Below are 23,694 nucleotides of genomic sequence, written 5' to 3' on the forward strand. Positions count from 1 at the left end.
ACGCTCAGCCTTCCCATGTACGGACACTGCTCTGACCGCCCATATCGAATTCCTTGGCCAGTCCGGCCGCGTGCAGCTTTCCCATGTCCTTGTCCGTGACCACTCCCAGCTGCGGCACCTCGGTGCTCTTGCCCTCCGAACCGTCCCAGTTGTAGCGGTCGGCGACGTGCACCTGGTATTTGATCTTCGTCTGTGGTTCGCCGTCCGGTCCGGGCACCACTTCCACCTGGGCGACGGTGTTGTAGTGGCATGCGCCCACCGCGTGGCACCAGTCGGGGTCAGACGTGGCGTTGAAGCCCTGCCAGCCGGTCTGAATCGCCTTCTTGACGCGCTCCGACTCGTTCGCGACGTGGAAGTCCACTTCCGCGGCGTAGGTCAGAGCGGCCTCGGCGCGCGTGTGTACTGCCTCAGCGTTGTCCTGGTCGGCCCGTGCGGCGCCGGCGGCGTCAGGGTCGTTCTGCGGGTAGTCACGGTCGGGGACGGTGACGGTGCCGTCGTCCTCCAGGGTGAGGTCGGCGGTCTTCGTCATGGATTCGGCCTCGTCCAGCCACGTCGACGCGAGCCTGAACCCGTCATGGGCCGCGTCCAGCGTGAGCGCCGCGGCCCTCGACTCCCGGTAAGCGATGGTCATCTCGTCCAGCAGCACACGCAGCCTGCGCATGGCCGCGGCTGCGGCGGGGCCATGCCAGACATGGGGCAGACGGCGGGTGACGTCCCGGATGTGGTTACGGGCCTCCGTTGCCGCAACGGCGAAGTCGTCCCACTCGATGGAAGCGCGCTGCCAGTCCCTCGGCTGCGCGGCACGCAACTGCGGAACCGTGACCTTGTCCCGCCGCACGGCCGAGCCCTTGACCCCGCTCTCCCCCTTGCGGGGATCATCGAACGTCGCCATCAGTTCGCCTCCCGGTGCCGGTGCAGCAGCGCGGTCAGTTCGTCGGCGGTCTGCTGGTCCTGAGCCGCGTAGGACATGCGCGTCGTGCGCATTTTTTCGGCGAGGTTCCTGCACTCCCGCGCCAGCCGGGCGTACTCCCCCTCCCAGGCGGACGTGACGCCCTTCAATTCCCGTCCGCTGTCCCACCGCCGATGCGTGCGTGCGGCGCCCTCCGAGGCGTCCAGGCCCTTGTCCGCCCTCTCCAAGGTCTTGGCCGCCTCGTCAAGCGTGTCGGCGAACTGCCGCATCTCCTCGGTGTCCGTGCCGTATCCATGCATGCGTCCACTCCTCGTCAACACAGCTCAGACTGACGGGGATTGACACGCCATTACATCCGCTCCTGGTTCTCTTCCGGACCGGATCCACCGAGTTCGTCACGGGGTACCGTCGGCAGGGTCCGCGTGCAACGGTTCCGCCGGTTCCGCCGGTTCCGCCGCATGAGGCCTGGCCACGCCTCGCACTCCTTTCCGCGCGTTTTCCTGCTGCGCATTTCCCTGCCGCGCACTTCCCTGCTGCGTAGCGTCTGTAGCGCGGTTTCAGGGGCGGTTGACCTGCCACAGGGCCTTGCCCATCCACCATCCGTCGATGGAGGGGACGACGTGGTCGATGCGTCCGTGGTCGGCGGCGATCGGGCGGGTCGGTCGCGGACGGGCCCGGGGGGGCGGCCGGGCCCGCCCGCGCCGGGTCACGCCCTGGCCCGCCGCAGTGCCGAGGCGACGCGGTCGATGGCTTCGCGGGCCTCGGGGATGGCTGCCGGCATGCTGAAGAAGCCGTGGATCTGGCCCTCGTAGCGCACCTGCTCCACCGCGACGCCGGCTTCGCGCAGCCGCTGCGCGTACGCCTCGCCCTCGTCCCGCAGCGGGTCGTACCCAGCCGTGATCACCAGCGCCGGCGGCGCGGCGGCCAGGGTGGCGGCGTCCGCGTGGAGAGGTGAGACGCGCGGGTCCTTGGGGTCCACGTCCTCGCCGAGGTAGTGGCCCTGGAACCACGCGAGCGCGTCCTTGGTCAGCATCAGGCCCTCGCCGTTCTCCTCGTACGAGGGGAACGGGTGGGTCAGGTCGGTTGCCGGGTACACCAGGGCCTGCAGGGTGAAGGTGCCCGGCAGTTCGTTGGCGAGTACGGCGCTCAGGTTGCCGCCCGCCGAGTCACCGCCGACGGCCGTCCTGGTGGTGTCGCCGCCGAGTGCCCCGATCTCGCCGGACACCCACTTCGCGACCGCCATGACGTCCTCGACGGCGGCCGGGAAGGGGTGTTCCGGCGCGAGCCGGTAGTCGACGCTGACCACCAGGTATCCGGCGAGGCCGCTCAGGTCCCGGGCCGTCGCGTCGGATGCGGCGGCGCTGCCCAGCACCCAGCCGCCGCCGTGGATCCAGATCAGCACGGGGTGCGGGCCCTCGCCCTCCGGCCAATACAGCTTGACGGGAACGCCGTTGGCCACCGCGTCCTCGGTCCGGGCCACCGCCGCCGGCTCGCCACCGAGCTGGGCCCACATTCCGTCCAGCGCCGCACGGGCCTCGGGCGCGGAGAGTTCGTGCGGCTGGGGCGCACCGGGCTGTGTGGCCATGTCGAGCAGGGCCCGCGCCGCCGGGTCGAGGGGAGTCCGGGTGGTGAGGACGATCTTGCCTCGCAGATGGCCCTCGTCCAGGCGGTGGTAGGCGTCGGCCGCCTTCTCCAGCGGGAAGACCGCTTCGAGGGGCATGTGGAGACGGCCGTCCTCGATCATGGGCAGGACGTCGTCCATGACCTGCGGTACGGGCAGCATCTCGCGGGAGAAGCGCACACCGTGCCGGGCGGCGTCGAGGTCGGCGATGGTGAGGACCTTGTCCGGGTTTCCGGTCAGTTCGACGGACAGGGGCAGGACGCCGCGTCCGGAGGCGTCGAGGACGGCGTCGATGCCTTGCGGGGCGGCGGCGCGTATCCGTTCGGCCAGGCCGTCGCCGTAGGTGACGGGGGTGGCGCCGAGGTCGCGGAGGAAGGGGTGGTTGGCTTCGCCGGCGGTGCCGATGACGGTGGCGCCCAGGACGCGGGCGAGCTGGACGGCCATGAGGCCGACACCACCCGCCGCGGCGTGGACCAGCAGGCTCTGGCCGGCGACCACGCCGAGCCGGCGCAGGGTGCGGTACGCGGTCTCGGTGGCGATCGGCAGGGCGGCGGCCTGCTCGAAGGTGAGGACGTCGGGCTTGGCGACGATGTTGTCGGCGTCGGCCAGGGCGTGGGTGGCGACGGCGTCCGGCTGGGCGGTGAGTCCCAGCACCGGCTGGCCGGTCTTCCATTGCGTGACACCGGGGCCGAGGGCGTCGATGACACCGGCCATCTCCAGGCCCAGGGTCTGGGGTTCGGCGGGGGCCTCCTGGCCAGGGGCGAACAGCCCGCGGCGCTTCTTGGAGTCCAGGGGGTTGGCGCCGGCGGCATGGATACGGACGCGGACCTGGCCGGGACCGGGTTCGGGCAGCGGCACCTCGGCCAGTTCGAGCACTTCGGGGCCACCGTAGGCGGCGTGCTGGAGTCTGCGGGCGAGAGGGGACATGGCGGCTCTCCGGGGGAGGGGTGGACGGGTGAGGGGTGACGGATGAGGGGTGAGGGGTGACGGTGACGGGTAACGGGAGGGTTTTGGCGGGTGGGTCGGGCTCGGGGCGGGCGTGCCCGGCGCGGTCCGGTTCGCCGTGGCCCCAGGCCGGCCGGGTTCGCCGTGCCCGGGACCGGCCAGGTTCGCCGTGCCCAGGACCGGCCAGGTTCGCCGTGCCCAGGACCGGCCGGGTTCGCCGGGCCCCGGCCGGTGGCGGTGAGCCCGGGTCAGGCGGGCAGGGCCGGGTAGTCGGTGTAGCCGCGCTCGTCGCCGCCGTAGAAGGTGGCGCGGTCCGGCTCGTTGTAGGGGCCGCCGGACGCGAGGCGGCGGGGCAGGTCGGGGTTGGCCAGGAACAGCGCGCCGAAGGCGAGCATGTCCGCGGCGCCGTTCTCGATCAGGCCGAGGGAGTCGTGGCCGGTGGGCTCGGGGTGCGTGAACGGGTTGAGGACGAACGTGCCGGGCCAGTCCTTGCGCAGGCGTCCGGTCAGGCTCTGGTCGGGTCCTTCGAGGACGTGCAGATAGGCCAGGTCCAGCGGGGCGAGACCGGCCACCAGGGCGGTGTAGGTCTCCTCCAGGTCCGCCGGGTCCGTCTCGGCGATGTCGTTGAAGGGGGTTCCGGGGGAGATACGGATGCCGGTCCGGTGCGCCCCGATGGCCTCCGCGACGGCCGCGGTGACCTCGACGGCGAAGCGCACCCGGCCCGCGACGTCGCCTCCCCAGTCGTCGGTGCGCTGATTGGCGTTGGGGGCGAGGAACTGGTGGATCAGGTAGCCGTTCGCCCCGTGGAGCTCCACCCCGTCGAATCCGGCGGCGATGGCGTTGCGCGCCGCGTCGGCGAAGTCGGCGATCGTCCGCACGATCTCGTCGTGCTCCAGTTCCTTCGGCGTGACGAAGTCCTGAGGGCCCTGGTGGGTGTAGACCTGGCCCTTCGCGGCGACGGCGGAGGGGCCCACCGGGATCAGGCCGTCGGGCAGCAGACTGGGGTGGCCGATACGGCCGGTGTGCATCAGCTGCGCGAAGATCACCCCGCCCTCGCGGTGGACCGCGCCGGTCACCTGCCGCCAGGCGGCGACCTGCTCGGCGGAGTGCAGGCCCGGGGTGTCGGGGTAGCCCTGGCCGACCACCGACGGCTGGACGCCCTCGGTGATGACCAGGCCGGCGCTCGCCCGCTGGGCGTAGTAGGCCGCCATCAGCTCCGTCGCACTGGCCCCCGGCCCGTAGGCGCGGCTGCGGGTCATCGGCGCCATCGCCATGCGGTTGGCCAGACGCTTGCCGCCCAGCTCGATCGGGTCGAACGCGGTCGTCATGATCACTCCTTCGGTAGGGGCGGGAGGCCGCCCGGGCTGGCGGCGCTCCCTCGGTGTGCGGTGCTCAGCAAACCATTACCTGTCCGAACAAGTAAAACCCCCGAAAGCCATCCCAGCCCCTTGCGTGAACTGCGTCACCCGCCGGCCCGCCCACCCGGAAACCCCTCGTTGACGTGCGGCAACTACCCGCTGAACACAAGGGCGCCACGGGGAACGAAGGGTCGCTATCCTGGCTGCATCCGGCGAGCTGTGAGCCGGATTACTGTCCGGCAAAGTACAGCCGGGAAAGGACGCACTTGATGAGCCGGACAACTAATCGGGACACGCCAAGCCGGCCGCACCAGGAGACGCCGGCCACCTCCTCGGTACCGGTGCCCGCTGTCGCCCAAGCGGGGCCGGTCAGCCACGCGATCTTCCGCGTGGCCCGCCTGCACCGCATGATCGCCGGACAGCTCCTGCGCCCCCTCGGCCTCCACCTCGGCCAGGAGCTGGTCATGATGCACCTGTGGGAACTCGGCCCCCAGCGGCAGACCGACCTCGTGCGCCTGCTCGACTCCGACGCGGCCACCATGACCCGCAGCATCAAGCGCCTGGAGAACGCCGGCTTCGTCCGCCGCCGCCCCTCCCCCGACGACAAACGCGCCACCATCATCGAACCGACCGCCGCCAGCCAGGCGCTGCGCCGCGAGGTCGAACGCATCTGGGCCGAACTCGAAGGCGCCTCCACCGACGACCTCACCCCTGACCAGCAAGCCGAAGCACTGCACACCCTGCAACGCATCGAGGACAGCCTCGCCCGCGCGGCCACACGTTCCCCGGACGTCACCCCGGCACCGACCGCGGACGCTGACACGACGACCGACTGACGACCGACTGACGACCGGCCGAGGGCGGAAGTCACCCAAGTGATGAGCACGTAGCCCGTCGCCCGCCCCGCCGGTTCGATCGGTGGCACGACTCCGGTGGACCGCTCACGTCACCGGGCGGGCTTGTGGGCAACTGCCCCTTGCCCGGCCTCCTGGCCGGCAGCGCCGACAGGGTGGCCGGGATTGCACCGAAACCCTCGGCGAGCCCTGACCAACAGGCCCGCTGTCCGATCCTCAGACCCTCGGCCGATTCTGCGAAGCTCCCGTCGTCCGGTGCAGGTTGGAGCGGGGCAAGTAAGCACCGGTGACCCCCAAGGTTCACCTGCGCTGCCGGGCATCCGAGGTACCCGTACGGCCCCCACAGAGATCCGACTACCATGCACCGCACTACCTTGCAATGCATGACTCATGCTGCGTAAGGTACTGGGCATGGAGGAGAGATCCACCCCACGCGCCCAGTGGCTACGAGGGGTGCTGGATATGTGCCTGTTGGCCTTGATGGCGGAAGCCCCGGTCTACGGGTACGAGATGACCGTCCGGCTGGCCGAGGCCGGGCTCGACGTCGCGGACGGCTCGATCTACCCGGCGCTGGCGCGTCTGCGTAAACGAGATCTGGTCGAGATCGAACGCCGCAGTGGGGACGGCGGTCCCGCCCGTACCTACTACAGGCCCAGCGAAGCGGGCGTGCAGATGCTCCGGTCGTGGAGCCGCGACTGGAACGAATTCGCCACAAGCATCGGCTCCATCATCAGCCAGACCACACGGGAGGAATCATGACGCTGACGGTCGAGGACGCGATACACCAGGCCATGGAGACGTGGCGCCGCCTCGGAGTCGAACAGGACGCGACCGACGAGATGGCCGAAGAGCTGGCAGCGGACCTGACCGCCGCCGCCTTCGACGGCCGGTCGGTCACCGACTACATCGGCGGTGACATCGACGCGCTGGCCACCTCCTGGGCGGTCGAACGCGGTCTGCTGCCTACCGGCCTGCGCCTGAAGGAGACCGCCACCGCGGCGGCCAGGGGCGCCGCCATACCTGCCGTTGTCGCCGTCATCCTCTGGTTGGCAGGAATGTCCGGTGGCCTCCTCGACCGCGACAGTGAATCGATGACCACGCAGCTGAAGGGACCGCCGGTGTGGGAGGTGCACCACTACCCCAATCCCGGCACTCCTTTGATGTGGGTGGGCTGGGCCGTATGCCTGGTCGCCGCCTTCTTCTTCGTCCGGCGCGCCGTGGCCGCGAAGCTCCAGCGCCAACACGACCCCGCACGCGAAGAGACCACGCGGGCCCTGACCAGGGACCTTCCCCTCATTCTCGCGGCAGCGGCCCTGCTGGGCACCGCGGTCAACGTCCTCGGGGCTTACGCGTTCCCGTACTTCCAGGTCATCGTCACCGTCTTGATCGCGCCGGTCGCGATGATCGGCGCCGTCGCAGCCGGCGCCGCCTGGGTCCGGGACCGCAGCTGCTCGCCCCTGAACGCTTCGCGGTTGAAGTACAGGCTGCCGGTTGCCTGAGTCGTGTCTCTTCGACAGGGCGGTTTCGACCCTGTCTGAAAGGCGGGAAGCGCCCCTCCCGCTCAAGCTCAGAGCCCGGTTTCGATTCCCGTCACCCGCCCCCTAGTTGAGGCCCAGGTCAATGACCTGGGCCTTGTTCTTTGGCCGGGCCGGACCGGTTCAGGATTGCCGTGGGCGCCAGCGACGTTCGGCCGCGAGGGGGCACCTTGCTGGTCAGCGCGTCGCCTGCTGATGACGAGCGCGACGGATGCACCGCTCCGCCCCGCTTTCGTCACCGTTCCGCAACAGCCGTGAACCGCCCCGGAAGATGCCCCGTACAGCCCCGTGTGTGCGGCCCACCGGCCGCGGCGATACGCAGCGAGGGAAGGAATCGGCATGGCCGGCGGCAACATCCAGATCAGCCCGGACGAGATGCGGGAGGCGGCGACCTGGCTGCAGAACCAGAAGGAACTGATGCAGCAGAGCCTCCACGAGGCCAACACCAAGATGGACGAGATGGTCGAGGCGGCCTACGCCACGCCGGGCTCGGAGACCAAGTTCCGTCCGTACTGGGAGGAGTACAAGAACGGGACCGAGAAGGCGATCGAGGGCCTGCAGGGCGTCAGCGAGTTCATCAAGCAGGTCGCCGACGCGTTCGTCGACACCGACGACCAGACGTCCGGCTCCATCGGCTGAGCTGTCCCGAACTGACCGGCCCCGTCCTCCTGGTGAGGGCGGGGCCGGACGGCCGGAGCAGGAGAGGAGGCACCGATGGGTCGCATCAGCGTTCCCGTGCAGGACCTGAAGGACACGGCCAATGAGCTCCAGCGCATCGGGGAACTGATCGGCAACAGCGCGACGCTCTACCACGCCACGGGTGAGGCCGGCTCGTTCAAGAGCGTCGTCGGCGACTCCCGCCTCGCGGAGGCGCTCGACGACTTCGACAAGGCGTGGGTGGCGGGTCACGAGCGGGTCCACGACAACGTGAAGGTGTTCGCGGAGAACACGGACAAGATCTCCGAGAACTTCACGAAGACGGACGAGGACAGCGCCAAGTCGCTGGACGAATCGAAGAAGAACGCGTGACAAGGAGCGTCGTGCAGAAGGGACATGCGTCATGACGCAGCCGGTCACCGAGCGGTCCGGGGGCGCGCCCGCGGGCTACACGCTGAGGTTCCCCGACTCCTGGTGGCACCTCGACCTCGACCCGAGCACCCGGGACGCGTCGATCCGCCGCCGTATCGAGTCCCAGGTGAAGAAGGCCCCGCAGCTCTCCCGCGAGCAGGTGGACGCGCTGATCCGCAGTACCCGGCGCATCGCCCGCGAGGCGCACGCGCAGGGCGCGCTGCGGGCGTCGGGGATGCTCAGGATTCTTCCCGCGGGCAGCGGGCCCCTGGTGCTCAGCGCCACGACGGCCGTGCTGCGGATCTCCGTTCCCGAGGGTCAGGCGGAGGATCTGGCGGACCTCGTCGTCGCGGCCGGTATGCAGCTCGGCACCGCGGCGGAAGGCACCGGACTGCCCCCCGGCGAGGTGGAGTTGGTGGAACTGCCGCACGTCGGAGCGGCCGGGCGGATCAGCAGGATCGAGGACGTGGACCACCAGGGGAAGCCCGTCCCCACCGCGATGCGGCACACCCTGATCCCGGTGCCGAACAGCCGGGACTATCTGGTGCTCGCCAGCTCCACCCCCAACGTGGATCTCGCGGACCAGTTCTACGAGGTCTTCGACGCGATCGCGGAGTCGTTCCGCTTCGAGGACCCGGCCGGCACGTCCGGCGCAGCGGATCCGGCGGCGGAAGCGGCCGGTGGAGGCCCCATGGGCGAAGCAGACAAGGGAAAGTGAGGTCGCGGCCATGGCGCGTCCGGCAGTGTCCGAGTGGGAATCGGTCTTCGGGTTCTCGGACGACCCGACTCCGGGTGATGCGGAGGTGCTCGGACAGCTCGCGCGCAGCTATCGCTCCGTGGCCGACAACGCGGGTGACGCCCTTCCCCTCGTCTCCGGGCTGGAGAACCAGCAGGTGGGCGAGGGCAAGACCATGGAGAAGCTCCGGGACAAGCTGGGCGACCTGGCCGAGCAGGTGCGCAAGCTGCACAGTTCCTACGACCAGGCGGCCGGCGCCCTGGACACCTATGTGCACTCGCTGCGTGATCAGCAGCGGAATGCCGACAACGCGCTGGAGCAGGGGCGGGAGGCCAAGGAGCGGCTGGAGTCGGCCACCGAGGTGGTGCGTGCGGCCGGTGCCGACATCGGACGGCTGGACGGGGTCACGCACCCTCCGGATGACCACGAGGCGCGGGCGAGCACCCGGCGCGCGCTGGACGAGGCCCACAGCAAGCAGTCCACGGCGCAGACACACGCCGATGACGCGCAGGCGGATCTGGACGCGGCCCGGCTGCTCGCCGAGGACGCGCGGCAGGTGCGCGAGGAGGACGCCTCCACGGCGGCGCAGAAGCTGGACGACGCGAGGGACGAGTCGGTCGCGGGCTACAGCCTGTGGGACAAGATCAAGAAGGCGCTGAGTACGGCCTTCGGCATCATCAGCGCGGTGCTGGGTGTCCTGGCCCTGCTGGTGCCCGGTCTGCAGGGCATCGGGCTCGCGCTGACGATCGGCAGCGTGGTGGCCGGCGCGGCGTCGCTCGGGATCAACCTCGCCATCAGCGCGGAGTCGGGGGAGTGGAATCCACTCGACATCGTGCTCGGCGTCGTGGGCCTGGTCGGGGGCGGGGCCGCGCTCCTCAAGGGCGTCGGGGGGATCGGCTCGGCTCTGAAGGGGGTCAAGCCCGGCTCGATGAAGAATCCGCAGGGCGGCGTCCGCGTCAACAGCCGGTCGGCGAACAGCCGTACCTGCAAGACCGACCCGGTCGATGTGGCCAGCGGCGAGATGATGCTGCCGCAGACCGACTTGTCGCTGCCCGGCGTCCTGCCGTTGGTGATCACGCGTACGCATCTGTCGACGTACCGGTACGGGCAGTTCTTCGGCCCGTCCTGGGCCTCCACCCTGGACGAACGCCTCGAAGTCGACGACCGGGGACGGGTGTTGTGGGCCCGCGAGGACGGCTCGATCCTGACCTACCCGGGCCTTCCCGCCGCCGGGGCGGATGAGCGGGTGTGGCCCGAGGAAGGCCCCCGCCTCCCGCTGACCCATGAGGCAACCGGCGCCGCGGGGGAGGTCACCTACCGCATCACCGATCCGCACACGGGCCTCGTCCGCTCCTTCGCTGCCCCTCCCGGTCACGACGAGAGCGGCCTGCACTGGCTCGCCCGGTGGCAGGACCGCAACGGCAACGAGGTCGGCGTCTCCCGTCTGGAGGACGGCACCCCGACGAGGCTGGTCCACTCCGGCGGCTACCGGGTCGACGTGCACTGCCTCGCCGGGCGTCTGCTGCGTCTGGCGGTGAGCACGCCCGAGGGCCCGGTCGAGGTCACGTCCTACAGCCATGACGCGGACGGGAACCTCACGCACGTGGCGAACTCGTCGGGCAAGTCGCTGGTGTTCGGCTACGACGCCCGGTCCCGCATCACCTCCTGGACGGACCGGAACGGCTCCACGTACCGCTACGTCTACGACGACGACAACCGCGTCACGGAGACCATCGGCCCCGACGGCTACCTCTCCTCACGCTGGAGCTACGACCCCGACCAGCGGCAGACGCACTACACCGACGCCTGCGGCGCCACGACCGTCCACCAGCTCAACGACCTGCACCAGGTCATCGGCGAGACCGACCCGCTGGGGCACACGACCACCTCCGAGTGGGACCGCTACGACAACCTCCTCGCCCGCACCGACGCCCTCGGCAACACGACCCGGTTCGAGTACGACCGGGCCCACAACCCGACCGTCATCCGCCTCCCGGACGACAGCACGTCGACAGCGTCGTACAACGAGCTGAACCTTCCCACCTTGTCGACGGGCCCCGACGGGACGACGTGGCAGCAGGAGTTCGACGAGCGGGGCAACCTGACCGCGGTCATCGCCCCGGACGGCACCACAAGCCGTTTCACCCATCACCGCACCGGCGCGATCGCCTCGGAGACGGACCCGTCCGGCGCGGTGGCCACATACGAGGCCGACGGCGCGGGCCTCCCCCTGGCACTCGTCGGCCCGGCCGGGCACAGGGCGACCATCGAACGTGACGCGTTCGGCCGGCCCACGGTGATGACCGATCCGCTGGGCGCCGTCACCCGTGCCACGTGGACCGTCGAGGGCCTCATATCGGCGCGCACCACGCCCGACGGCCGGAGCGAGTACCTGTCCTGGGACGGTGAGGGCAACTGCCTGGAGCGCACCGACCCGGCGGGCGGCGTCAGCACCTTCGAGTACACGCACTTCGGCAAGCTCGCCGCCCGCACCGGCCCTGACGGCGTCCGCTACTCCTTCGCCTACAACCCGGAGCTGCGCCTCACGAAGGTGCTCAACTCGCAGGGCCTGAGCTGGGACTACACCTATGACCGGGCCGGCCGGCTGACCGGCGAGTCCGACTTCGACGACCGCGAAATCGCCTACGCTCACGACGCCGTGGGCCGTGTGGTCTCCCACACCACGCCCCTGGGCGAGGAGATCACCTTCCAGTACAACTCCGTCGGTGAGCGGCTGGCCAAGAATGTCGCAGGGGTGCTCACGTCGTACACCTACGACCCGGGCGGGGAACTCGTCCGGGCGGCTTCCCCCCACTCGACGGTGGAGTTCGAGCGGGACCTCATGGGCCGCCTCCTCGCCGAGACGGTGGACGGCCGCACCACCCGCTTCACCCATGACCTCCTCGGCCGCCGCACTTCCCGTGTGACACCCACGGGCGCCGTCACCGAACTCGGCTACGACGAAGCCGGCAATCGCGAGTCCCTCACCACCGGGGGACACCGGCTGAACTTCACCCACGACGTCCTCGGCCGCGAACTGGCACGCGTCTGGGGCACGGACGCCTCGCCCGTGCGGGCGACGACGGCCTGGGACAAGGCGGGACGCCTCGTCTCCCACGGTCTCGTCGCCCCCGGCCGCACCCTCCGCGACCGCGGCTACACCTACCGGGCCGACGATCACCTCACGGCCGTCACCGACGCGGTGTCCGGCACGGTCCAGCGGATGGAACTCGACCCCGTCGGCCGCCCGTTGACGGTGACGGCTGATGGATGGAGCGAGTCCTACGCCTACGACCAGGCGGGCAACCAGACCTCCGCGAGCTGGCCGGAGAAGGCCGGCCGCGCCGAGGCCCGCGGCGAGCGCTCCTACACCGGCACCCGCATCGACGCAGCGGGCGCGGTGCGTTACGAACACGACGCCGCGGGCCGCATGGTGCTGCGTCAGAAGCGGCGCCTGTCGGGGAAGCCCGACACATGGCGCTACGAGTGGGACGCCGAGGACCACCTCCTGTCCTGCACCACCCCCAACGGCGTCCTGTGGCGCTACACCTACGACCCGCTGGGCCGCCGCACGGCCAAGTACCGTATGAACGCGGATGGTTCGGTGGCCGAGGCCGTCCATTTCACCTGGGACGGCACCCGCCTCGCCGAACAGACCGACACCACCACCGGCGTCACCCTCACCTGGGACCACGAGGGCCACCGCCCCCTCACCCAACTCGAACGCAAACCCGGCCCCAGGGCCGACAAAGACTCCGCCGCGGGTCCCGCCGGGGGCGGCTCCGCGTCCGGCCTCACCGGGCCCGAGGTCGACTCCCGCTTCTTCGCCATCGTCACCGACCTCGTCGGCACCCCCACCGAACTCGTCGACGAATCCGGCCACATCGCCTGGCACTCCCGCACCACCCTCTGGGGCACCACCGCCCGCAACCGCGACGCCACAGCCGTCACCCCCCTCCGCTTCCCCGGCCAATACGAAGACCCCGAAACCGGCCTCCACTACAACTACTTCCGTCACTACGATCCGGAGACCGGGCGGTACGCGTCACCGGACCCGCTGGGGCTGGCAGCCGCGCCCAACCCCGTCGCCTATGTCGAAAACCCACGGACGGGCACGGACCCCTGGGGTCTGGCCGGCGGCCCCTGCCCTCCGCCGGGCAACGGAGGCGGCGGCTACAACCTGCGCCCCCGGCACAAGCCCGCGACCGTGGGCCAGAACGGCTCGGACAAGTACCGGGACACCTTCTTCAACGCCAACCCCGCCCAGCAGGGGAAGCCCATGGTGATCCATCACGCCGTTGAACAGCAGGTTCTCAAGAGGTACCCGAACGTCTTCAGGGCAGATGAGATCAACTCCGTGGAGAACCTGCGCGGAATCCCCAACCAGATCAACAGCAAGGTCCACCTGAGCGACATACGCAAGGAATGGAATGACTTCTACAAGCTCCACCCCTCGGCGAACCCGCCGACCCGGCAAGAGCTCCTCGACAAGGCAACGGACATCGACAACAAGTTCGGGAAACAGTTCGATCCGCCCGTTCGCTAGTGTTTACCCGATTCCGGACCCCGGCGACCGCCCCGCAAGGTGATGCACGTGTGGAGAGAACTCATCAGCCGCCTCGGCGTCAACTGGCACCTCGCCGATCCCGCTCGGCAGGACGGCATCGCGGCCGCTGAGGAGGCCCTGGGACATCCGTTCCCCGACGACCTCAAGGCGCTGCTGCTGGAGAGCGACGGCGTACACGACGGCCTCGGCGCCGGCGTCGTCTGGGACCTGAAGAGGATCAGAGAGGACAACGCCTTCCTGCGCACGGACGCTTCGATCGGCGAGCTCTACATGCCGTTCGACTCGCTGCTCTTCTTCGGCGACAACGGAGGCGGCGACCAGTTCGCCTTCGCGCGGACGGGGACCGGCTCGGAGATCTACGTCTGGGACCACGAGGACGACAGCCGCATCTGGGTCGCCGGCGGCCTCGATCAGTACCTTGAGCGAACCGCCCAGGCCGACAACCCGGACTGGTTCCGCCCTCGCTGACCTCATCCGCTGTTCCGGGCGCGGCCTTCTGGGGCAGCTCTTCGGGACGACCTGACCCGGCCCCGCCCCGCAGACGAGAGGGCTCCCGCCGACCTCATCGGCGGGAGCCCTCTGTGGTGTGCGGACGGTGTGTCCGGCACGGGGGGTCAGGCAGGTGCGCCCGGCTCCGCAAGCACCGTCTCCGGTACCTGCACGGTGCGCAGCACGCCGTCGCCCAGGTGCAGGATCGCCCGCCCCGGGCGGGTCGCGCCCAGTCGGCTGCGGGGCACCTTGACGCCGATCAGCTCGCCGTCGCTCATGTTCTGCGGCTTCAGCAGCAGTCCGGACCGGTTGCGGCGGGCCTCGGTGTGCCAGCCGGAGAAGCCGGAGGAGAGCCGGTCGGTCTGCCCGGCGATCACCAGGCCGCGGCCGGTCTCGGCACCGGACTTGGCGATCTGGGTGAGGACGGGCTCGGCCTTCGTCTTCAGCAGCAGGTCGGCGTCGTCGAGGAGCACCACGGCCCCGTCGGGCGCGGAGGCCAGCGCCGCCTCCAGGGCCGTGGGGTCGATGTCGGACTCGTCGAACACCGCGAGAACGCCGGGCCGTCCGGCGAGGTTGCGCAGCGGCGAGCGGGCGGGGGCCCCGACCACGACCGGGGTGCCGACCGCGAGCAGCGCCAGCGCCAGCGTCGACAGGACGGTGCTGCGTCCCGAGCGGGCGGGCCCGGCGACGAGGAACGTCGGGGTGACGGTGAAGTCCGGCCCGAGAGCGGTGAGTTCGTCGCCGCCGACGCCGGCCAGTGCCCATCGCTCGGAGCGCCTGGCCGGGACGAACCGGGCGGCCTCCTCGAAGGTGAGCCGGTCCGGCAGGGTGTCGACGCGGAACGGCCGGGTGGCGGCCGGCAGATGAGCCGCCCGTTCGCGGCACTGCTCGGCGATCTGCTGGAGCGCCGCGGCCTGCGCCTGGCCCTCCGGGTTCTCGGTGAGGAGCGCGATCTGCACCTCGGCCTTGTCGGCGGCGCGGAACGCGCGGCCGGGCGGGATCTCGTCGGGCACGTTCCGCTGGGTGATGCCGATCATTCCGTACTCGGACTTCTCGTTGAGCTTCAGCACGAGCTTGTCCTCGGTGGAGCTGTTGACCCGGCTGGAGAACAGCGCCCGGTCGCCGGTCATCACCAGGTGGATGCCCGCGCTCGCGCCGTCCCGGAGGAGGGTCAGCACGGAGTTCAGCAGGTTCCCGGCGTCGTATTCGCCGAGCTGCTTGTCGAAGACCTCCCACCGGTCGAGGAACAGCACGAGGTGCGGCGGCCGTTCGTCCTCCGGCAGGGCGCGGCGCAGCTCCGTCAGGTCGGCGCTGCCGCGGGCGGCGAGCATCTCCTGCCGCCGGGTGAGCTCCGCCGTCAGCCGGGCGAGCAGCCGGGCCACCCGGTCGGGCTGGGTGCGCTGGGTGACGGCGCCGCAGTGCGGCAGCCCCTCCATGGCCAGCAGGGCGCCGTTGCCGCAGTCGATGCCGTACATGTGCAGCTGCGCCGGGGAGTGGACGCGGGCCAGGTTCCCGGCGATGGTGCGCAGCGTCTGCGACCTGCCCTGCCGGGGTGAGCCGATGATGTGCAGGTGCCCGAGCGTCGCGGGGTCGATCACCAGGGGGAGCCGGGCCTGCTGTGCGGGCAGGTCCACCACGCCGTACGCGACGGGCGCGAGGTCGTAGTCCGAGGGCGGGGCGGGCGGCAGGCCGGCGGTGACCAGCTGCTCGGGCAGCGGCGGCAGCCAGGGGCTGTGCTGTGCGGGGATGCCCATCTCCCGGTCCGCTTCGCGGATCGCCGCGACGAGCCCGGTGAGGTCGGTCTCCACTTCGGCGGGGGCGGCCGCGGCGCGCGGCCGCGCCGGCAGCGGCTCGCCGAGCCGCTCCCAGCCGACCGCCACCGCCCAGGGCGCCGGCAGCGAGGCCGCCGCGGCGCCGGGCCGGCGGCCGCCGACCCGGCCGGACTGGAAGGGCACGAGGGAGTTCTGGCCGAAGCGCACATAGGCGCGGCCGGGTGTGCTCTGCGAGATCCCGGCCGCCTCGGAGGAGTTGAGGACGTCCTGGCTCTCGCCGGAGTCCGTCACCCGCAGCGCGATGCGCAGATTGGTGTTGGCGCGGATCTCCGAGGAGACGACACCGCTGGGGCGCTGTGTCGCCAGGATCAGGTGGATGCCGAGGCTGCGGCCCCGCTGCGCGATGTTGACCAGGCCCTTCACGAAGTCCGGCAGATCGCGCACCATCGAGGCGAACTCGTCGATGACGATGAGCAGCCGGGGCATCGGGGTGTGGCCCGCCGGGTTCCGCTCCAGCAGCTCGACGTAGTCCTCGATGTCCTTGGCGCCGGCCGCGGCGAGGATGTGCTCGCGCCGGGTCAGCTCCGCCGTCAGCGACACCAGGGCCCGCTCGACGAGGTGGGCGTCGAGGTCGGTGACCATGCCGACGGTGTGCGGCAGGTCCACGCAGTCCTTGAACGCGGAGCCGCCCTTGTAGTCGACGAGGACGAACGTCATCGCGTCCGGACGGTTCGCCACCGCGAGCGAGGCGACCAGCGTCTGGAGGAGTTCGGACTTGCCGGAGCCGGTGGTACCGGCGACCAGCCCGTGCGGACCGTCGCGCTTGAGGTCCAGGAAGAACGGTCCGTCCAGGGAGACGCCGACGGCCGCCCGGGTCGAGCGGCCCCCGGCCGTCCAGCGCGCCCGGACGCCGGCGGCCTGCGGCGGGTCGAGGGCGAGGACGTCGAGCAGCCGCGCGGAACCGGGGAGCACCGCGGCCTCCTCGTCGTCCCCGCCCGGGTCCCGCAGCGGACCCATCGCCCGGGCCAGCGAACGGCACCAGTCCAGGGACACCGTGTCGGGCCGGATGCCCCCGACGGTGCCCCTCCCGGAGCGTCCCACCCGCACGGTTCCGCCGGGCTCCTCGGTGACGACGGCGTGGCACTCCTCGGGCAGCAGCCGCTCCTCGGAATCCAGGCAGACCGCGCGGACGCCGACGGACGGTCCGTCGCGCAGGATCTGCGCCACGCCGGGCAGCGAACGCAGCCTGCGGGCCCCGTCGAGGACGACCAGCACATCGGGTCCGGCGGTCCGGCTCCGCCGGTCCTCCTGCCCGGCACGCTCGGCGATCAGCGCGGTCAGTTCGGCGACCCGCCGGGCGCAGGTCTCCGTGCCGTAGCCGATGCTCGCCGGGGTGTCGCCGGACTTCTTCCGCACATGCGGCAGCCAGCGCAGCCAGGACCAGCCGTCCCGGCCCGGGCCGCCGGTGGTCAGCAGGTGGATCTGGAAGTCACGGGGGCTGTGCAGCACGGCGGCCTGGGCGACCGCCCACCGTGCCACGGCGCGCGCGGTCGGGCCCTCACCGGCGATTCCCAGCACGTCGTGCTCCCGCAGCGGAACGGTCACCGGGACGTCGTACGCGGTCCACGGCTCCTGGCGGCGGTGTTCGTCCTTGGTCGGGTCCTGGAGCACCACGTCGGAGGGCAGATCGGCGGTCCCGATGCGCAGTTCCAGGAAGTCGGCGTCCGAGGTGCGGCGTTCCCACAGGCGGCGCCGGGGGCCGACGGCGGTCAGCACGACCTCGGCCGGGTCCGGGAAGCCACGGCGCCGGGCGGTGCGCTCGGCCGCCAGGGCCTGCTCCGCGTCGCCCTCGATGCGCGCCTTCTTCTCCTCGTACGCGGCGACATCGCCGGAGTGGGACTGCCGTCCGCTGCGCCGGCTCATCAGGTAGTTGCCGACGATCACGACCGGCGAGAGCAGCCCGAACAGCAGCATCGTCGGGCGGCCGAGCATCGTCGCCCCGGCCACCGCCATCACCAGCGGGGCGGCCGCGGCGAGCCACGGGAGCGGCCGGGCGGCGGGCGCCGCGGGCGGGGAGGGCAGGGTGAAGCGGGTGCGGTTCTCGGCCGGCCGCAGCCGCGGCGGCCGGTTGTAGTCCCAGCCGGTGCCGTCCTCCGACGGCTGCACGGCCGCGTCCGGCCGCTGCGGGAGGGCGAGTTCGAGCAGGCAGCCGCCGACGAGGAGCTGTGCGCCGGCCGGCCAGGCGGTGGCCCCGGCGAGGTCCTCGCGGTCCAGTTGCAGGGTGCCGCCGTCCGGCGCGGACGCGTCGGGCGCCACCCGGCAGCGTCCTTGGGGGCCCACCGTCAGGACGGCGAACGGACGGGCCGGTACGGCGCGCAGCACCTGGGCGGTCCCGTCGTGTGCCAGTCCGATCCGGTACTCGCCGATGTCGAGCCGGTGCACCGCGCCCGCCCCGCTCCCGCCGACCGCACGGACCTCCACCAGTCCGTCCGGCTCGGCCGACGAGGTGCCCGCCGGGCGGCCCAGGCCCACGATGGCCGCGTGGCGCAGCTGCGCGTCCCGCAGCCGCAGGTCCGCGGGCAGCAGCCGGTCGCCGGCGTACAGGCCGAGGCCCTCCGGGGGCCGGTGGACCCCACCCGCCCCGGCCAGCGCCTCCGCGACGGCGCCCACGGGCGTGTCGGGGTCGGCGTCGAGGTGGACGTCGAACGCGTCACCGTCCCCCTCGACCACGGTCAACATCAACGACACGAAACGTCCTCCAGCCGGCGTGAATGCGGGGCCCGCGGCAGCCGTGCTCGTCGGCTCCCGCGCCACTGACGGGACCTACGGAGCGTGCCTGCGAACGGTTCACGAACGGTGCACGGGCCGATGGCGGGCGGGGCTCACGGACGGCTCACGGCCACACCGGTGAACCGTCCGCGGCCGCGCCCCGTAGTGGCCTTCGGGTGCACGGCGCCGCGACTCCGCCGCGGCGCCGCCCCCGCTTCCGCCCGTCCCGGCTCCGCCGCCGGGGCGCCCCGACAAGGAGTCAGAAGATGATCTGGTACGTCCTGGCCGTGGTGCTGGGGCTGGCGCTGATCGGAGCGGTGGCCGCGCTGGTCGTCACCGAGCGGCGGCCCCGCCCGCCGAAGCCCGTCGCCGCCTCGGCCGCCGTCGTGGGGCGCCAGGCGCTGGACGTGGTCGACGCGGGCCTGCGCCGGCTGACGGGCGAATGCCTGCGCTCCGGCCGGTCGCTGCCCGACCTGTACGCCGTCGTCTACTCCGAGGAGCGGCTCGGACTGCTGCTGGCCGGTGCGGAGGAGGCCGCCCCCGCGCCCTGGACCGCCGAGGCGGACGGCGAGCGCTGGACGGTCTCGCCCGACGACCTGCACCGCCCCGGTCCGGAGGGCGAACCCGCCCTGCCGTACGCGCTGACGGTGACGGTGGGGCTGGACGGCGCCGACCGGGTGCTGGTCGACCTCTCCCGGGCGGCGGGTCCCGTCTCCGTGGCGGGCCCGGACGAGGAGGTGCGCAGCCTGGCGCGGGCCGTCATCACCGAGGCGCTCGCCGGCCCGGTGGGGGCGCTCGCCGAGGTCACCCTGGTGGGATCCCTGGCCGGCGACGGGCTCGTCGGCGACGACATGCCGCGGACCTCGCGTCTGCACACCGCGGCCAGCCTGGAGGAGGCGTTCGCCAGGGCGGCTTCGGCGGACCCGGGAGAGCCGGAGCCGGGATCGTCCGACGTCACCCAGATCTTCCGGCTGATCGAGGGCAGCAGCCGGATAGCCGTCCAGGGTGAGGCGCCGCATCTGTTCGTCGTGGACGCCTCACAACTCCCTCGGCGCGAGGGCGCGTTGGACGGCCTGCGGCGCGGCGACGCACTGCTGGTGCTCGGCGACGCGCCCACGGGGTGGCGCTGGCGGGCCGGTGCGGGCGGATCGCTCGACACCGGACCGCTCGGCCTGGAGATCACCCGGCACGCGGGGCGCTTCGCATGAGTCTCATCCGGCGTCGCGGTCACGGCGGACCGAGTGCAGCCCGCGGCTGCGCAGCGCCTCCCGCAGGGCGCGGGCGGCGTAGTACGTCCGCGACTTGACCGTGCCCGGCGGCACCCCGAGGACCTTGGCCGTCTGGTTGACGCTGCGCCCCAGGTAATGCACGTGCAGCAGGACCTCGCGCTGCGGCGGCCGCAGGTCCCGCAATGCCTCGAAGAGCACCTGGGAGGTGAGCAGATGGTCCACGTCGTCGGACACCGGCACGTGGGCGAGCTCCGGGTCGCCGGTCTCCGGTGGTCTGGCCTGGCGGGCCCGGTGGCCGTCGATGACGAGGTTGCGCAGCACGGTGAACAGCCACGGCCGCGCCGAATCCGCGGTCGGGTCGAGCTCCCCGGCGTGATGCCAGGCGCGGATCGCGACCTCCTGGAGGGCGTCCTCGGCGCGGTGCCAGTCACCCTCCAGCCGCCGTGCGGCGAACTGCAGCAACGCACTGCCGTGGAACCGGTAGAGGGCTCTGAGGAACTCGTCGGGGCCGGCTTCCGCGGTGTGGGGGCAGGGTATGCGGTCTTCGGTCGAAGCGCTGGCCGACAAAGGCCTGTTTCCTCTCCGGTCGTCTGTGGGGAGACGGGTTCAGCCGCTGCGGGAGAGCCGGCGGGCGCCACCGCGAGCGGACGTTACGCCCGTGCGGCGTGCCCGGCGGCATGCGGCGGCACACAGCGGCATGCAGCGGGCACGCGACGGCACGCGACGGCGGTGAACACACACCGGTACCGCCGTCGTACCGCCGTCGTACCGCCTCGTTCCGTCGGTCGATGCCCCGTGGCGGACACCGACGCCCGCCGTCAGTCCGGTTCGCGGGAGGAAAGCGACTTCACCTCACCGGGCGTCAGTTCCCGGTCGTAGACGTGCACGTCGGCGATGTCGCCCTTCCAGTGGTCGGCCGCCTTCCCGCCGAACTTGCCGCGTCCGACCACCACGGCGCCGGTGGGCTTCACCTTGCTGGAAGCCCCCCTGCTTCCCGCGAGCCGGCCGTCCACGTAGATCCGCATCCGGTGGTCCTTCTGGCTGTACGTACCGGTGAGGTGGTACCAGCGGCCGGTCTGCGGCTGCCCGGTCTTCTCCGCGACGGTACGGGCACCGGGGAAACTGAACGCGAAGTTCTCATCCTGGCCGGAGTACTGGAGGAAGAACGTACTGACCGCGTCGCCGTCCTGGGACAGGGCGGTGTGGACGCCGTTCAGGTCCTCGGGGGTGAGCCGCACCCGTGCGGCGACCGAGTAGTCCTTGCCCTCGGTGTCGATCCGGGAGCCGGTGTCCGCGAATCCGCTGGTGCCGTCCAGCCGCAGGGCGCCGCCCTCGGGACCGTCGGTCCACTGCGTGCCGCCGCTGACGACGGCGTCGTGCTCACCCTCCTTCGCGGTGCCGGACCGGTGCAGGGGCCACCACCCGACGCCGCGCAGCGACTCGGCACCCGCGCCCGGCGAGGCCGGTTCCGCCCCGGCCTGCCCCTTCCCGGACTCCCCGGACCCCTGGCCGCGCACCAGTTGGGTGACGACAAAGGCCAGCGCGACGGTCAGTACGGCGATCGCGGTGATGAGCGACCATCTGCGCGTCATGAATCTCCCCGGACGTTGCGGCATACATGTGTCACTGGAGACCACGTGTCCGATCCGGAAGTGGTTCAACGGGCACCCAAACTCTGACAGCCCGTGAGACGCCGGGCCCGGGCGCCCCTGAATGTGCCGCCGTGCACCGGAACATGCGGCAACACGACGGTATGGACAGGCGAACGCGGGCGGTCGCGGGGATGCTCCGGCGGAGCGATCAGCTGGCTCCCTGGTCTCCTACCCCTGGCCGGTGTCGTGGTCGCCGGCGAGTGAGGCGAGTACGAGTTCACGCTTTTCGCGGAGCAGCCGCAGGCCTTCGTCAGCGGTTGCGCGGACGTCGTCCGGGGTGGCTTCTCCGGGGCCGAGCAAGGCGGTCACCGAGGCGGCGATGACCTTGTCGGGCGCGTCGACGGTCACCTCACGCAGGGTGTGTGCACGGGTGGTGGTCTCCAGGAAGCCCGCCATGAGTGCTTGCAGCGCGTACGCCTGTTCCTCCAGCGGCCAGTCGGTCCGGGCCAGCCGGTGCTGACGCCACACCGGCAGGACCGTGTACATGAGTGCGGCCGGGCCCAGCGTGCCGAGCAGTTCGGTGCTGCGCGGGTGCTGGGTCAGGACGCCCAACAGGTCGGAGTCGCCGGTCTGCAGTGCGCGGACGAACGGGCGCTCCAGGCCGTTGTGAATGAGCTGCGGACACAGCCGGTGCGGCCGGGCGGCGTCCGGGTCCGTGGTCAGCGCGTCGATGGAGCCCTCCACGACGGCCAGGAACTCCCTGGCGAACAGCCCGACCAGCAGGTCTTCCTTGGTGCCCCAGTACAGGTACACGGTGCCTTTGCCGACGTGTGCCTTTTCCGCGATCTCCGCCACGGTCACGCCCTTGACCCCCCGCTTGAGCACCAGCTCCTGTGCGACGGTGAGAATCCGGGCGGCCTTGGCGGAGTCCTGTTCGACGAGTGCTGCCATGGTCACTTCCTAGCCTGAGCGGAGGGGACCCGCGGACGCGGGTCCCGCCATCATGCTCGGGCGATGTCCATTTCCTTGAAGCGGGCGGTCTTGCTCTTCGCCTGAAGCCCGCGGATCACGCGCGAGGTCACCGGGGACCGCATCCCCTTCGTCATCAGCCTGCGGACGGTGAGCTGGAGACGGTTCGTCGGGACGAAGAACTTGCGCTGCTGGGACCCGTTCTGCTGGTAGTGCTCCACATAGGGCCGCAGCGCCTTCTCCCATTCGGCGAGGGCTCGGCCCACGTTGTCGGGATGGCCGTCCAGCATGGTGCCGAGCAGGTCCGCTCCGGCCAGTCCGGCCGAGGCGCCCATTCCGGCGTACAGCGTCACGCACCACGCCGAGTCGCCGACGAGCACCACCCGGCCGCGGTGCCAGCGGTCCATGTGCACTTGTTCCACCGAGTCGAAGAGCAGGTCGTCGGCGGACTCCAGCGCGTCGAGCGCCTCACCCAGCGCGCGCCCGGTCGGCCCGCGGCCGAACGCCGCGCGCACCCGCTCGACGGGCGACCCGCTGAACTCGGCGTCCACGTCGTCGGCCCGGTAGCTCAGCAGCACCGTCGGAGGATGGTCGGCAAAGGGAAAGATCCACATCGACCGGTCGGGTTCCAGCAGGATGGCCCCGTCATCCGAGGCGACATCGCTGACCGGACCGCGAAGCTGGTAGGCGGCCACGATGTAGTTCAACCGGCGGAGAAACTTCTCGTGCGGCCCGAACGCCAGCTTCCGCACGGTGGAGCGGAGCCCGTCCGCGCCCACGACCAGGTCGAACCGTTCGGTCACCGAGGTGCCGTCCACCGTGTTGGCCAGCGTGACGTCCACGCCCTCGGCGTCCTGCTTGAGGTGGGTCGGCACGGTCGCGTAGCGGATGTCGACGTCCGCGGGCAGCTTGTCGAAGCCCGCCTCTTCGATGTCGCCGCGCAGCATCATCCACGGCTTTCCCGGCAGGTCCGCGTAGCCGAGGCCCAGCCGCCGGTTTCCGATGCGGTCGATGCTGAAGTTCGCGCCGTCGCGGGGGGTGCGGTCGCTCAGGCCGTCCATGATGCCCAGGCGCTGTGCGGCGGCGCGGCCCGCCCCGAACAGCGCGATGAAGTATCCGCCGGACCGCCGCGAGGCCGCCTTCTCGACGATGACCGGGGTCCAGCCGATCTGCCGTAGCCGCAGGGCCGTCGCGATTCCACTGATGCCGAGTCCGACCACCAGAGCCCGGCGGCCACTGTCGTTCGTGATGTCCATGGCTCCAGAGAACCACGAACTGAC

18 protein-coding genes are annotated in these 23,694 nt (G+C 71.5%); 9 read left to right on the forward strand and 9 right to left on the reverse strand.

The features are described 5' to 3' along the window. Positions 1 to 4: 4 nt before the first annotated feature. The 4 genes from NUT86_RS20080 to NUT86_RS20100 form a co-directional block, all read right to left on the reverse strand. Complete coding sequence (locus NUT86_RS20080) at positions 5 to 892, reverse strand: hypothetical protein (RefSeq protein ID WP_274736805.1); 888 nt, start codon at positions 890 to 892, stop codon at positions 5 to 7. Further along, the gene (locus NUT86_RS20085; RefSeq protein ID WP_093648184.1) at positions 892 to 1,209 is read right to left on the reverse strand and encodes a type VII secretion target; all 318 of its coding nucleotides are present in this window, start codon (positions 1,207 to 1,209) and stop codon (positions 892 to 894) included. Before NUT86_RS20085 ends, NUT86_RS20080 begins: the two co-directional genes overlap by 1 nt. Positions 1,210 to 1,616: 407 nt before the next feature. Beyond that, positions 1,617 to 3,458, reverse strand: coding sequence for an alpha/beta hydrolase fold domain-containing protein (locus NUT86_RS40665; protein ID WP_446750772.1), 1,842 nt, complete (start codon positions 3,456 to 3,458; stop codon positions 1,617 to 1,619). Positions 3,459 to 3,724: 266 nt separating this feature from the next. Beyond that, positions 3,725 to 4,804 carry an alkene reductase gene (locus tag NUT86_RS20100; protein WP_274736808.1) on the reverse strand — a complete coding sequence of 360 codons (1,080 nt, stop codon included), beginning with the start codon at positions 4,802 to 4,804 and terminating at the stop codon, positions 3,725 to 3,727. A gap of 299 nt (positions 4,805 to 5,103) precedes the next feature. On the opposite strand from NUT86_RS20100, the gene NUT86_RS20105 reads away from it, so the two are divergent. The 8 genes from NUT86_RS20105 to NUT86_RS20140 all read left to right on the forward strand — a co-directional run bounded on the left by NUT86_RS20105 (position 5,104) and on the right by NUT86_RS20140 (position 14,062). After that, positions 5,104 to 5,670: a MarR family winged helix-turn-helix transcriptional regulator gene (locus NUT86_RS20105; RefSeq protein WP_274736810.1), complete on the forward strand. Its 567-nt coding sequence runs from the start codon at positions 5,104 to 5,106 to the stop codon at positions 5,668 to 5,670. Between the two features lie 429 nt (positions 5,671 to 6,099). Then, the gene (locus NUT86_RS20110) at positions 6,100 to 6,447 is read left to right on the forward strand and encodes a PadR family transcriptional regulator (RefSeq protein WP_159489264.1); all 348 of its coding nucleotides are present in this window, start codon (positions 6,100 to 6,102) and stop codon (positions 6,445 to 6,447) included. Further along, positions 6,444 to 7,187 carry a hypothetical protein gene (locus tag NUT86_RS20115; protein ID WP_159487561.1) on the forward strand — a complete coding sequence of 248 codons (744 nt, stop codon included), beginning with the start codon at positions 6,444 to 6,446 and terminating at the stop codon, positions 7,185 to 7,187. Before NUT86_RS20110 ends, NUT86_RS20115 begins: the two co-directional genes overlap by 4 nt. Before the next feature lie 375 nt (positions 7,188 to 7,562). After that, positions 7,563 to 7,862 (forward strand): WXG100 family type VII secretion target, encoded by a 300-nt coding sequence (locus NUT86_RS20120; RefSeq protein WP_018092348.1) that lies wholly within the window; start codon positions 7,563 to 7,565, stop codon positions 7,860 to 7,862. Positions 7,863 to 7,937: 75 nt separating this feature from the next. After that, positions 7,938 to 8,252 carry a hypothetical protein gene (locus NUT86_RS20125; protein ID WP_018092349.1) on the forward strand — a complete coding sequence of 105 codons (315 nt, stop codon included), beginning with the start codon at positions 7,938 to 7,940 and terminating at the stop codon, positions 8,250 to 8,252. 31 nt (positions 8,253 to 8,283) lie between these two features. Next, the gene (locus NUT86_RS20130) at positions 8,284 to 9,009 is read left to right on the forward strand and encodes a hypothetical protein (protein ID WP_266438249.1); all 726 of its coding nucleotides are present in this window, start codon (positions 8,284 to 8,286) and stop codon (positions 9,007 to 9,009) included. Between the two features lie 10 nt (positions 9,010 to 9,019). Further along, positions 9,020 to 13,573 (forward strand): DUF6531 domain-containing protein, encoded by a 4,554-nt coding sequence (locus tag NUT86_RS20135; RefSeq protein WP_274736813.1) that lies wholly within the window; start codon positions 9,020 to 9,022, stop codon positions 13,571 to 13,573. A 48-nt stretch (positions 13,574 to 13,621) separates the two neighbouring features. Beyond that, complete coding sequence (locus tag NUT86_RS20140) at positions 13,622 to 14,062, forward strand: SMI1/KNR4 family protein (RefSeq protein WP_274736814.1); 441 nt, start codon at positions 13,622 to 13,624, stop codon at positions 14,060 to 14,062. Positions 14,063 to 14,208: 146 nt separating this feature from the next. Here the strand turns inward: NUT86_RS20140 and NUT86_RS20145 are convergent, their stop codons facing one another. After that, the gene (locus NUT86_RS20145) at positions 14,209 to 18,594 is read right to left on the reverse strand and encodes an FtsK/SpoIIIE domain-containing protein (RefSeq protein WP_274740560.1); all 4,386 of its coding nucleotides are present in this window, start codon (positions 18,592 to 18,594) and stop codon (positions 14,209 to 14,211) included. Positions 18,595 to 18,890: 296 nt separating this feature from the next. Between NUT86_RS20145 and NUT86_RS20150 the strand changes: the two genes are divergently transcribed. Beyond that, entirely contained in the window at positions 18,891 to 19,832 is a 942-nt protein-coding gene (locus NUT86_RS20150; protein ID WP_018092353.1) for a hypothetical protein, read from the forward strand. 3 nt (positions 19,833 to 19,835) lie between these two features. On the opposite strand, the gene NUT86_RS20155 is transcribed toward NUT86_RS20150, so the two are convergent. The 4 genes from NUT86_RS20155 to NUT86_RS20170 form a co-directional block, all read right to left on the reverse strand. After that, the gene (locus NUT86_RS20155) at positions 19,836 to 20,420 is read right to left on the reverse strand and encodes a sigma-70 family RNA polymerase sigma factor (RefSeq protein WP_018092354.1); all 585 of its coding nucleotides are present in this window, start codon (positions 20,418 to 20,420) and stop codon (positions 19,836 to 19,838) included. Between the two features lie 251 nt (positions 20,421 to 20,671). Further along, on the reverse strand, positions 20,672 to 21,445 hold the full coding sequence (locus NUT86_RS20160; protein WP_274736816.1) for a LamG domain-containing protein: 774 nt from the start codon (positions 21,443 to 21,445) through the stop codon (positions 20,672 to 20,674). 228 nt (positions 21,446 to 21,673) lie between these two features. After that, positions 21,674 to 22,396: a TetR/AcrR family transcriptional regulator gene (locus NUT86_RS20165; protein WP_274736817.1), complete on the reverse strand. Its 723-nt coding sequence runs from the start codon at positions 22,394 to 22,396 to the stop codon at positions 21,674 to 21,676. A 50-nt stretch (positions 22,397 to 22,446) separates the two neighbouring features. Further along, positions 22,447 to 23,670: an FAD-dependent monooxygenase gene (locus NUT86_RS20170; protein WP_274736819.1), complete on the reverse strand. Its 1,224-nt coding sequence runs from the start codon at positions 23,668 to 23,670 to the stop codon at positions 22,447 to 22,449. Positions 23,671 to 23,694: the final 24 nt, after the last annotated feature.

Source organism: Streptomyces sp. G7(2002), from assembly GCF_028870195.1.
Taxonomy (GTDB): Bacteria; Actinomycetota; Actinomycetes; order Streptomycetales; family Streptomycetaceae; genus Streptomyces; species Streptomyces nigrescens.

Bases quoted from the DNA above. Each gene is read 5' to 3' on its own strand.
- NUT86_RS20080 (WP_274736805.1), bottom strand. From the start codon at position 892: ATGGCGACGTTCGATGATCCCCGCAAGGGGGAGAGCGGGGTCAAGGGC.
- NUT86_RS20085 (WP_093648184.1), bottom strand. From the start codon at position 1,209: ATGCATGGATACGGCACGGACACCGAGGAGATGCGGCAGTTCGCCGAC.
- NUT86_RS40665 (WP_446750772.1), bottom strand. From the start codon at position 3,458: ATGTCCCCTCTCGCCCGCAGACTCCAGCACGCCGCCTACGGTGGCCCC.
- NUT86_RS20100 (WP_274736808.1), bottom strand. From the start codon at position 4,804: ATGACGACCGCGTTCGACCCGATCGAGCTGGGCGGCAAGCGTCTGGCC.
- NUT86_RS20105 (WP_274736810.1), top strand. From the start codon at position 5,104: ATGAGCCGGACAACTAATCGGGACACGCCAAGCCGGCCGCACCAGGAG.
- NUT86_RS20110 (WP_159489264.1), top strand. From the start codon at position 6,100: ATGGAGGAGAGATCCACCCCACGCGCCCAGTGGCTACGAGGGGTGCTG.
- NUT86_RS20115 (WP_159487561.1), top strand. From the start codon at position 6,444: ATGACGCTGACGGTCGAGGACGCGATACACCAGGCCATGGAGACGTGG.
- NUT86_RS20120 (WP_018092348.1), top strand. From the start codon at position 7,563: ATGGCCGGCGGCAACATCCAGATCAGCCCGGACGAGATGCGGGAGGCG.
- NUT86_RS20125 (WP_018092349.1), top strand. From the start codon at position 7,938: ATGGGTCGCATCAGCGTTCCCGTGCAGGACCTGAAGGACACGGCCAAT.
- NUT86_RS20130 (WP_266438249.1), top strand. From the start codon at position 8,284: ATGACGCAGCCGGTCACCGAGCGGTCCGGGGGCGCGCCCGCGGGCTAC.
- NUT86_RS20135 (WP_274736813.1), top strand. From the start codon at position 9,020: ATGGCGCGTCCGGCAGTGTCCGAGTGGGAATCGGTCTTCGGGTTCTCG.
- NUT86_RS20145 (WP_274740560.1), bottom strand. From the start codon at position 18,594: ATGTTGACCGTGGTCGAGGGGGACGGTGACGCGTTCGACGTCCACCTC.
- NUT86_RS20150 (WP_018092353.1), top strand. From the start codon at position 18,891: ATGATCTGGTACGTCCTGGCCGTGGTGCTGGGGCTGGCGCTGATCGGA.
- NUT86_RS20160 (WP_274736816.1), bottom strand. From the start codon at position 21,445: ATGACGCGCAGATGGTCGCTCATCACCGCGATCGCCGTACTGACCGTC.
- NUT86_RS20165 (WP_274736817.1), bottom strand. From the start codon at position 22,396: ATGGCAGCACTCGTCGAACAGGACTCCGCCAAGGCCGCCCGGATTCTC.
- NUT86_RS20170 (WP_274736819.1), bottom strand. From the start codon at position 23,670: ATGGACATCACGAACGACAGTGGCCGCCGGGCTCTGGTGGTCGGACTC.